Raw genomic sequence first — 9,150 nt, 5'->3', positions numbered from 1 at the left:
GCACGCGCGCAGCTCGCGGCGGTGCTCGCGACCGGCAACCGCGCGCTGTTCTCGGGCGCGGCCGGCGAGGCGCTGGTCGCCGCGCTGCCCGCCTCGCTGAAGGCGCATGCGACGGTGCGCAAGCAGGCCGACGCGGCGTTCGACGCGGTGCTGTTCGAAGGCGACAGCGACGAACTGCTGACGCTCGTGAAGGAAGTCGCGCAGCGGCCGGGCCCGATCGTGTCGGTGCAGGGCGTGTCCGCGGGCGCGTTCGAGCACGGCGACGCGGAGGACTACGCGCTCGAGCGGCTGTTGACCGAGCGCTCGGTCAGCGTGAATACGGCCGCGGCGGGCGGCAATGCGAATTTGATGACGATCGGCTGACCATCCTTGCCGCTCGGCTCAAACAATGGAAGCGGCAAGGCGATCCCGAAGCCGCTCCACTTACCCTGGTACCTAGGAGATGCTATGCAACACACGATGAAAAAGCTGGCAGGCGCGACGTTCGTCGCTGTCATGTCGCTGGCGGGGACGGCTCACGCGGACGACGTGAAAATCGGTTACGCAGGGCCGATGACGGGCGCGCAGGCGCACTACGGCAAGGATATGCAGAACGGGATCGTGCTCGCGCTGGAGGATTTCAACGCGACGAACCCGAAGATCGGCGGCAAGCCGGTCAAGTTCGTGCTCGAAACGGCGGACGACCAGGCTGACCCGCGCACCGGCACGACGGTCGCGCAGAAGCTCGTCGACGACGGCATCAAGGGCATGCTCGGCCACTTCAACTCGGGCACGACGATCCCGGCTTCGCGCATCTATGCGAACGCGGGCATTCCGGAAATCGCGATGGCGACGGCGCCGGAATACACGCAGCAGGGCTACAAGACGACGTTCCGGATGATGACGTCCGACACGCAGCAGGGTTCGGTGGCGGGCACGTTCGCATCGAAAGATCTCGGCATGAAGCGCATCGCGATCGTCGACGATCGCACCGCGTACGGCCAGGGTCTCGCCGACCAGTTCGAGAAGGCCGCGAAGGCCGGCGGCGCGACGATCGTCGACCGCGAGTTCACGAACGACAAGGCCGTCGACTTCAAGGCGATCCTGACGAAGCTGAAGGCCGCGAAGCCGGACCTGATCTACTACGGCGGCGCGGATTCGCAGGCAGCGCCGATGGTCAAGCAGATGAAGGCGCTCGGCATCACGGCGCCGCTGATGAGCGGCGAAATGGTGAAGACGCCGACGTTCCTGAAGATCGCGGGCAACGCGGCGGAAGGCACGATCGCGTCGCTGGCCGGTCTGCCGCTCGACGAGATGCCCGGCGGCAAGGCGTATGCGGAGAAGTACAAGAAGCGCTTCGGCGAAGACGTGCAGACCTACTCGCCGTACTCGTACGACGGCGCGATGGCGATGCTGAACGCGATGAAGAAGGCCGATTCGACGGATCCGGCGAAGTACCTGCCGGTGCTCGCGAAGACCGACATGGCCGGCGTCACGTCGACGCATGTCGCGTACGACGCGAAGGGCGACCTGAAGAACGGCGGCATCACGATGTACAAGGTCGAGAAGGGCGAGTGGAAGCCGCTGAAGAGCATCGGCGGCAAGTAAGCCGCACGGTGTAGCTACAGCAGCATGACGGCCGGGCCGCGGGATCCCGCGGCGCCGGTCCGGCATTCGGAACCCGTCGCGAGCGTCGAGCGCTCGCGGCGGGTTTTGTTTTTCGGCGGTCGAGCGATGGGGCGGCGACTTGACTTCGTCGAGCGCCGTATCGCTGCATCGACCGGTACCGGCGACACGCGCGCGAATTCGCGAATCGGGCGCGCCGTCACTGCGGATACGCGCGCTCGAGCAGCGCGCCGACGTCGATCGCATGCGGGTCGAACGCGCCGGCCACGCGTCCCCACGACGCTTCGCCGAGCCGCGTCGCGATGAACGCATCCGACACGGCCGCCGGCGCATCGCGTCGCAGCAGGCAGGCCTGGGCCGTCAGCGCGAGCCGCTGGGCGAACAGGCGCGCCGACGCCTCGAGCGTGTCGGCCGGCGCGGCGAGCATCGCGCGCAGCGCGTCGAGCGCCGCGCGGATCCGCGGTTCGCCGGCGCCGAGCTCGCTCAGTTCGGCGAACAGCGCGGCAGCCGAATCGGGCTCGCGCGACACCGCGCGCAGCACATCGAGGCACATCACGTTGCCCGAGCCTTCCCAGATCGAATTGACGGGCGCCTCGCGGAACAGCCGCGCGATCGGGCCGTCGTCGACGTAGCCGTTGCCGCCGAACACTTCCATGACCTCGCCGGTCAGCTCGACCGCGCGCTTGCAGACCCAGAATTTCGCGGCCGGCGTGACGATCCGCTTCCATGCGCGCTCGCGCGGCGAGTCGTCGTGCTCGAACGCATCGGCGAGCCGCATCGCGAGCACGAGCGCGGCTTCGCTTTCGAGCGCGAGATCGGCGAGCACCGTGCGCATCAGCGGCTGCTCGGCGAGCGCGCGGCCGAACGCGTGGCGCTGGCGCGTGTACGCGATCGCCTGCACGACGCCCTGGCGCAGCATCGCCGCGCTGCCGAGCACGCAGTTGAGCCGCGTGTAGGTCGCCATGTCGATGATGGTCGGGATCCCGCGCCCTTCGTCGCCGAGCATGATGCCCCACGCGTCGTCGAGCTCGATCTCGCTGCTCGAATTGCTGCGGTTGCCGACCTTGTTCTTCAGACGCTGGATCTCGACCGCGTTCTTCGTGCCGTCCGGCCGCCAGCGCGGCACGTAGAAGCACGACGGGCTGCCGGCTTCGGTGCGCGCGACGACGAGGTGCGCGTCGCACATCGGCGCCGAGAAGAACCACTTGTGGCCGCGCAGCCGGTATTCGCCGCCGCGTCCGCCCGCGCCGGCCGGTGTCGCGCGCGTCGTGTTCGCGCGCACGTCCGAGCCGCCCTGTTTCTCGGTCATCCCCATGCCGAACCAGATCGAGCGCTTGTCGGCGATCGGCACGTCGCGCGCATCGTAGTCGTCGCTGTACAGCTTGTCGCGCAGCGCTTCCCAGAGCGCGGGCTCCTTCTGCAGCACCGGAATCGCGGCCTGCGTCATCGTCGCCGGGCACAGCGTGCCGGCCTCGATCTGCCCGTGCAGATAGAAGCCGGCGGCGGTCGCGGCCCAGCGGCCGCGCCGCGTATCGCGAAACGCGAGCGACACGAAGCCTTCGTTCCGGTACAGCCCGAGCAACGCGTGCCACGCGGGATGGAACTCGACGCGGTCGATCCGGCGGCCGCGCCGGTCGAACACGTTCAGTTCCGGCGTATGGCGATTCGCGTCGTCGGCGAGCCGCGCGGTGTCGGCGCTGCCGAGCCGCGCGCCGTATGCGTCGAGCTGCGGCACGGCCCAGTCCGCGCCGGCGCGCGCGAGCGCGTCGCGCAGCGCGATGTCGGTCGCGAACGGGTTATAGTCGACCAGTTCGTCGAACTGGTTCGTGACGACGTGGGTCGGTTCGCTCATCGAATGTCTCCTGTCGGCGCGGCCGCGCGTTCGACCCGCGTGGGGCCGCGCGACGAAGCGCGTTCGTCTCGAATTCGAGGGTAGCAAATATGCCGCCGCGACATGTTCAGGTTCCCGCGCCGTCCGGCTCGCCCGCGGCGCCTTCCGCGCCGGTGCTGCGCCGCCGGCCGCGGCAGCCGCGCGCACGCGCGAGTTCGGACGCGCTGCAGCAGGCGTTCGTTCAGCTTTTGCGCGAGCGCGGCTACGCGAAGACGACGATCCGCGAGATCGCGGCGGTGGCCGGCGTCAGCGTCGGCACGTTCTACGAATACTTCGGCGACAAGCAGAGCCTCGCGGCCTTCTGCATCCACCGTCACGTGCTTGCGCTGGCCGAGCGGCTGCGCGAGGCGGCGCACGCGCTGCGCGGCGAGTCGCGCGCCGCGCTGGCCGCCGCTTTCGTCGATCTGCAGGTCGATGCGGTTGCCGGCGACGCGGCGCAATGGAGCCTGCTGTTCGCACTCGAACGGCAGGTATCGTCGCTGGCCGCGTATCGCCGGCATTACGACGCGTATGTCGCGCTGTGGCGCGACGCGCTCGCGTGCACGGCGGACCCGCCGCCGGCTGCGCGTCTCGATGCCGTCGCGCGCATGGCGCATACGATCTGCTACGGCGGCATCTCGCAGGCGCTGCTGACGCTCGGCCCCGCGTGGGACGCCGCCGCATTGCGCGGCGAGCTGCACGCGGCGCTGCGCGCGTATCTGGCCGTGCTGCCCGCCTGAGCGCGCCGTCCGTAGCCGGCAATGCCCGACGCGCATGCCGGCGCCGCCGGTGTGCCCGGCGGCTGAACCGTTTTCCTCGTTCGCCATGAGCAAAATGCATGGCCGCCATGACGAACTTTCGGTTGTCCGCCGATATTGGCTCGGGCTAAATCATGCGGAACGCGCAGGCCGCGCGAGCGTGCGGCCGGCCCGACAGACACCGGAAGGAGGAGGAGACATGCGAAGCGCCACTGCGCCCCGTTCGAAACTGCCCGACGTCGGCACGACGATCTTCACCGTGATCGGCCAGCTCGCCGCGCAGCACGACGCGCTGAACCTGTCGCAGGGCGCGCCGAATTTCGCGCCGGATCCGGCGCTCGTCGAGGGCGTCGCGCGCGCGATGCGCGACGGCCACAACCAGTACGCGCCGATGGCCGGCGTCGCGGCGCTGCGCGAGCGGCTCGCGGAGAAGACCGAGACGCTGTACGGCACCCGTTACGATCCGGCCACCGAGATCACCGTGATCGCGAGCGCGAGCGAAGGGCTCTACGCGGCGATCAGCGCGCTCGTGCATCCGGGCGACGAGGTCATCTATTTCGAGCCGTCGTTCGACAGCTACGCGCCGATCGTGCGGATGCAGGGCGCGACGCCGGTCGCGATCAAGCTGTCGCCCGAGGATTTCCGCGTGAACTGGGACGAGGTCGCGGCCGCGATCACGCCGCGCACGCGCATGATCGTCGTCAACACGCCGCACAACCCGACCGCGACCGTGCTGTCGGGCGACGATCTCGCGCGGCTCGCGCAGCTCACGCGCGGCACCGACATCGTGATCCTGTCCGACGAGGTGTACGAGCACGTCGTGTTCGACGGCGCGCTGCATCAAAGCATGGCGCGGCACCGCGAGCTGGCCGAGCGCAGCGTGATCGTGTCGTCGTTCGGCAAGTCGTTTCACGTGACGGGCTGGCGCGTCGGCTACTGTCTCGCGCCGGCCGCGCTGATGGACGAGATCCGCAAGGTGCATCAGTTCATGGTGTTCTCGGCCGACACGCCGATGCAGATCGCGTTCGCCGACATCCTCGCGCGCCCGGACAGCTACCTCGGGCTGTCCGCGTTCTATCAGGCCAAGCGCGACCTGCTCGCGCGCGAGCTCGCCGATTCACGGTTCGAGCTGCTGCCGAGCGCGGGTTCGTTCTTCATGCTCGCGCGGTTCCGGCATTTCTCGGACGAGCGCGACAGCGATTTCGTGCTGCGGCTGATCCGCGATGCGCGCGTCGCGACGATTCCGCTGTCGGCGTTCTATACCGACGGCACCGATGCGGGCCTGATCCGGCTCAGTTTCTCGAAGGACGACGCGACGCTGATCGAAGGCGCGCGGCGCTTGCGTTCGCTGTAGGCGCGGCGCCCCCGCCGCTGCAATCGACAACAGGAGATCACGATGAAACCCACGCACTCCCTGAAACTGGCGATCGCGCTCGCATGCGCGCTCGGTTCCGCCGCGGCCGTCGCCGACGCGCAGACGCTGCGCTTCGGCCTCGAGGCGCAATATCCGCCGTTCGAGTCGAAAGCGCCGAACGGCGAACTGCAGGGCTTCGACATCGACGTCGGCAATGCGGTGTGCGAAACCGCGAAGCTGACGTGCAAATGGATCGAGACCTCGTTCGACGGGCTGATTCCGGCGCTGAAGGGCCGCAAGTTCGACGCGATCAACTCGGCGATGAACGCGACCGAGCAGCGCCGCCAGGCGATCGACTTCACGACGATCATCTACCGCGTGCCGACGCAGCTGATCGCGCGCACCGGCAGCGGGCTGCTGCCGACGCCCGAATCGCTGAAGGGCAAGCGCGTCGGCGTGCTGCAGGCGTCGATTCAGGAAACCTATGCGAAGGCGCACTGGGAGCCGGCCGGCGTCGCGATCGTCGCGTATCAGGATCAGAACCAGGCCTATGCCGATCTCGTCGCCGGCCGCCTCGATGCGACGCTCGTGCTCGCGCCGGCCGGCCAGCGCGGGTTCCTGTCGCGTCCGGACGGCAAGGGCTTCTCGTTCGTCGGTCAGCCGGTGCGCGACGACCGGATCCTCGGCAGCGGCATCGCGTTCGGCTTGCGCAAGGGCGACGACGCGCTGAAGGCGAAGCTCGACGCGGCGATCGACAAGCTGAAGGCGGACGGCACCGTGAAGTCGCTCGGCCGCAAGTACTTCGGCGACATCGACATCTCGGCGAAGTAAGCGGGAACGCACGATGTCGATGCCGGATACGGCCGCCGCGCGCGGCACGCCGTGCGCGGCGCGGCTGTCGGATACCGCGCTCGAAGCGGCGCTCGTCGCCGAGCTCGGCGACGCATGCGTGACGCGCGCGGCCGACATCGAGCCGCGCTACTTCACCGCGTACAACGAGCGGCCCGGCGTGCGGCCGCGTGCGCTGGTGCGCCCGCGCAGCGTCGACGAGGTGTCGCGCGCGCTGGCGCTCTGTACGCGACTTGTGCAGCCCGTCGTGCCGCAGGGCGGGCTCACCGGCCTCGCGCGTGGCGCGGTCGCGCTCGGCGGCGAAGTCGTGCTGTCGATGGAGCGCTTTGCGGGCATCGACGCGCTCGACGCGGCGGCGGGCACGCTCACCGTGCGCGCCGGCACGCCGCTGCAGGTCGTGCAGGAAGCAGCCGATGCCGCCGGCTTCACGTTCGGCGTCGATCTCGGCGCACGCGGCTCGTGCCAGATCGGCGGGATGCTCGCGACCAATGCGGGCGGCACGCGCGCGATCCGCTACGGGACGATGCGCGAGCAGGTGCTCGGGCTCGAAGCGGTGCTCGCGGACGGCACGGTCGTCTCGTCGATGAACCGGATGCTGAAGAACAATGCGGGCTACGACCTCAAGCAGCTGTTCATCGGCAGCGAGGGCACGCTCGGCGTCGTCACGCGCGCCGTGCTGCGGCTGCATCCGAAGCTCGCCGCGCCGGCCACGGCGCTGTGCCGCGTGCGCGACTACGAGGCGGTCGTCGCGCTGTGGAACCGGATGCGCACGTTGCCGGAACTCGTCAGCTTCGAAGCGATGTGGCCCGCGTTCTACGACTACGTCGCGCGTCATACGGCGGGTGTCGCGGCACCGTTCGCGGCCGACGGCGGCTTTGCGGTGCTGATCGAATGCGCAACGAGCGCGCCGGGGCGCGACGCGCGCGCCGCGCTCGAAACGGCGCTCGCCGATGCGATCGACGCCGGGCTTGCCGACGATGCGGTGCTCGCGACGTCGGAGCGGCAGGCGCGCGATTTGTGGACGCTGCGCGAGGGGCTCGCCATCGATGCGCTGCCGAATCTAGCGAATTTCGACGTCAGTCTGCCGACCGGAGACCTCGGCGCATTCGCCGCACGTTGCGACGCGGCGCTGCGCGCGCGCTGGCCCGATATCGTGTGTCTGTTCTTCGGCCATGTCGGCGACGGCAACGTGCATATCGGCGTGTCGCTCGCCGCGACGACCGACGCGGACGCCGACGAAATCGATCGCCGCACCTACGCGATCGTGCGCGAGATGGGCGGCTCGGTCTCGGCGGAACACGGAATCGGTGTGCTGAAGCGCGACTATCTCGCGCACACGCGCAGCGACGCGGAAATCGCGCTGATGCGCACGTTGAAGGCCGCGCTCGACCCCGGCGGCATCCTGAATCCCGGCAAGGTGCTGTGAGCGGCGACGGCCGCGCGCGCGGCGCCCGTCAGGCGTCGACCCAGCGCAGCGCACCGATCTTCAGATGCTCGACGACGCTGCGCGTCCAGTCGAGCTCGGCATCGAGCAGCACCAGCGCGTGCTCGTTGTGCAGCAGGAACAGGCGCGGCACCTGATCGGCCTGCGCGGCGTGGCGCAGCGCTTCGACGCGCGCGCGCTCGGCTTCGAGCGCGGCAATGCGGCGCTCGAGTTGCTGGCGCGCATCGTCGGCGTCGAGCAGCGGCAGGAAAGCGAGACCCGCGCCGAACGCCGGAAATTCGCGCACCGGCTCCGCGAGCAGCGCGTACAGCCACGCCTGCCCGGCCGTGTGCCCGGCTTCGGTCAGCGTGTACAGCGTGCGCTCCGGAAACGCCCCGTCTCGCTCGGTGTCGTGCACGACGATGAGCCCGTCGCGCAGCAGCCGCTCGATCGTCTGATAGAGACTCGTGCGCTGTCGCACGTTGACGACTTCGTCGTAGCCACGCGCCTTCAGTTGCTGGAGCATCCCGTACGGATGCATCGGTGCTTCGGTCAGCATCGCCAGCACGGCGAGCGCGAGCGGGGACGGGCGGGCAGCGGGCATGAATAGTCTCGATATATCTAGTCAAATTATGACTAGTATCAGATCGACTATCTGGTTTGACAAGGGTTTCAGCCGAGATGCGTGCGCTTCGCGGCCGGCGCGACGGTTTCCATCGTCGCGAGCCCATGCACGATCCCGCAGTCTTCCACCGAATGCTCGCCGACGCATTGCCGCCGCAGTTCGGTGAGCTGATCGCGCAGATGCGTGAGCTCCGCGAGGCGCGCGTCGACGTGTCCGATGTGTTCGTCGAGCAGCGCATTGATTGAATCGCAGCGGTCGCCCGGCGTGTCGGTGAGGCGCAGGAGCGCGCGGATTTCGTCGTGCGCCATGTCGAGCGCGCGGCAGTTGCGGATGAAGCGCAGCCGCTCGAGGTGTACGTCGGTGTAGTTGCGATAGTTCGAGTCGGTACGCTGCGCATCTGGCATCAGACCCTCCTTCTCATAGAAGCGGATCGTCTCCGGCGTGCAGCGGGCCGCTTTGGCCAGTTCGCCGATCTTCATGTCGCTCTCCCGGTCAACGGTTGACCTTGTAGTGGCTACAGGGTGTTAACTCTACACCGTCAAGTCATTGAAAGGAGAACGTCATGAGCGACGCCCAGCGTCTGCGCGAGCCGCGCGACGACACGGACGGCAGCGGCGCGTGCTGCACCGGCCCGGCCCGCAGCGCGCCCGCGCAACGCACGGCCGA

At 69.0% G+C, this 9,150-nt stretch carries 9 protein-coding genes; 6 read left to right on the top strand and 3 right to left on the bottom strand.

All coding sequences use genetic code 11. The annotated features are described in order from the left end of the window. Together HMPREF3115_RS15060 and HMPREF3115_RS15055 are read left to right on the top strand one after the other, a co-directional pair. Positions 1 to 363: hypothetical protein (locus HMPREF3115_RS15060; protein WP_141751678.1), on the top strand; the 363-nt coding region annotated here is incomplete at its 5' end. A gap of 84 nt (positions 364 to 447) precedes the next feature. Further along, entirely contained in the window at positions 448 to 1,587 is a 1,140-nt protein-coding gene (locus tag HMPREF3115_RS15055) for a branched-chain amino acid ABC transporter substrate-binding protein (RefSeq protein WP_006408106.1), read from the top strand. A 217-nt stretch (positions 1,588 to 1,804) separates the two neighbouring features. Here HMPREF3115_RS15055 and HMPREF3115_RS15045 read toward each other — a convergent pair whose 3' ends face one another. Continuing rightward, positions 1,805 to 3,457: an acyl-CoA dehydrogenase family protein gene (locus tag HMPREF3115_RS15045; protein ID WP_070554963.1), complete on the bottom strand. Its 1,653-nt coding sequence runs from the start codon at positions 3,455 to 3,457 to the stop codon at positions 1,805 to 1,807. Positions 3,458 to 3,546: 89 nt separating this feature from the next. On the opposite strand from HMPREF3115_RS15045, the gene HMPREF3115_RS15040 reads away from it, so the two are divergent. From HMPREF3115_RS15040 to HMPREF3115_RS15025, 4 genes are all read left to right on the top strand, one after another. Beyond that, positions 3,547 to 4,215 (top strand): TetR/AcrR family transcriptional regulator, encoded by a 669-nt coding sequence (locus tag HMPREF3115_RS15040; RefSeq protein WP_053296673.1) that lies wholly within the window; start codon positions 3,547 to 3,549, stop codon positions 4,213 to 4,215. 217 nt (positions 4,216 to 4,432) lie between these two features. Beyond that, the gene (locus HMPREF3115_RS15035) at positions 4,433 to 5,587 is read left to right on the top strand and encodes a pyridoxal phosphate-dependent aminotransferase (RefSeq protein WP_006408110.1); all 1,155 of its coding nucleotides are present in this window, start codon (positions 4,433 to 4,435) and stop codon (positions 5,585 to 5,587) included. 42 nt (positions 5,588 to 5,629) lie between these two features. Then, a complete protein-coding gene (locus HMPREF3115_RS15030; RefSeq protein WP_006408111.1) occupies positions 5,630 to 6,418 on the top strand; it encodes an ABC transporter substrate-binding protein in 789 nt (262 codons plus the stop codon). A gap of 13 nt (positions 6,419 to 6,431) precedes the next feature. Beyond that, complete coding sequence (locus HMPREF3115_RS15025) at positions 6,432 to 7,862, top strand: FAD-binding oxidoreductase (protein WP_070554961.1); 1,431 nt, start codon at positions 6,432 to 6,434, stop codon at positions 7,860 to 7,862. A gap of 28 nt (positions 7,863 to 7,890) precedes the next feature. On the opposite strand, the gene HMPREF3115_RS15020 is transcribed toward HMPREF3115_RS15025, so the two are convergent. Then, positions 7,891 to 8,463 carry a PadR family transcriptional regulator gene (locus tag HMPREF3115_RS15020; protein WP_006408113.1) on the bottom strand — a complete coding sequence of 191 codons (573 nt, stop codon included), beginning with the start codon at positions 8,461 to 8,463 and terminating at the stop codon, positions 7,891 to 7,893. 68 nt (positions 8,464 to 8,531) lie between these two features. Beyond that, positions 8,532 to 8,963: a Cd(II)/Pb(II)-responsive transcriptional regulator gene (cadR, locus tag HMPREF3115_RS15015; protein WP_006401446.1), complete on the bottom strand. Its 432-nt coding sequence runs from the start codon at positions 8,961 to 8,963 to the stop codon at positions 8,532 to 8,534. Positions 8,964 to 9,150: the final 187 nt, after the last annotated feature.

Source organism: Burkholderia sp. HMSC10F09 (genome assembly GCF_001806955.1).
Lineage (GTDB): Bacteria > Pseudomonadota > Gammaproteobacteria > Burkholderiales > Burkholderiaceae > Burkholderia > Burkholderia multivorans.
This window is presented reverse-complemented; position numbering and strand designations above follow the sequence as displayed.

What these genes read in the sequence shown, in the direction of transcription:
- HMPREF3115_RS15040 (WP_053296673.1), top strand. Translation starts at nt 3,547, where the DNA reads ATGCCGCCGCGACATGTTCAGGTTCCCGCGCCGTCCGGCTCGCCCGCG.
- HMPREF3115_RS15045 (WP_070554963.1), bottom strand. Translation starts at nt 3,457, where the DNA reads ATGAGCGAACCGACCCACGTCGTCACGAACCAGTTCGACGAACTGGTC.
- HMPREF3115_RS15025 (WP_070554961.1), top strand. Translation starts at nt 6,432, where the DNA reads ATGTCGATGCCGGATACGGCCGCCGCGCGCGGCACGCCGTGCGCGGCG.
- HMPREF3115_RS15055 (WP_006408106.1), top strand. Translation starts at nt 448, where the DNA reads ATGCAACACACGATGAAAAAGCTGGCAGGCGCGACGTTCGTCGCTGTC.
- HMPREF3115_RS15035 (WP_006408110.1), top strand. Translation starts at nt 4,433, where the DNA reads ATGCGAAGCGCCACTGCGCCCCGTTCGAAACTGCCCGACGTCGGCACG.
- HMPREF3115_RS15020 (WP_006408113.1), bottom strand. Translation starts at nt 8,463, where the DNA reads ATGCCCGCTGCCCGCCCGTCCCCGCTCGCGCTCGCCGTGCTGGCGATG.
- HMPREF3115_RS15030 (WP_006408111.1), top strand. Translation starts at nt 5,630, where the DNA reads ATGAAACCCACGCACTCCCTGAAACTGGCGATCGCGCTCGCATGCGCG.
- cadR (WP_006401446.1), bottom strand. Translation starts at nt 8,963, where the DNA reads ATGAAGATCGGCGAACTGGCCAAAGCGGCCCGCTGCACGCCGGAGACG.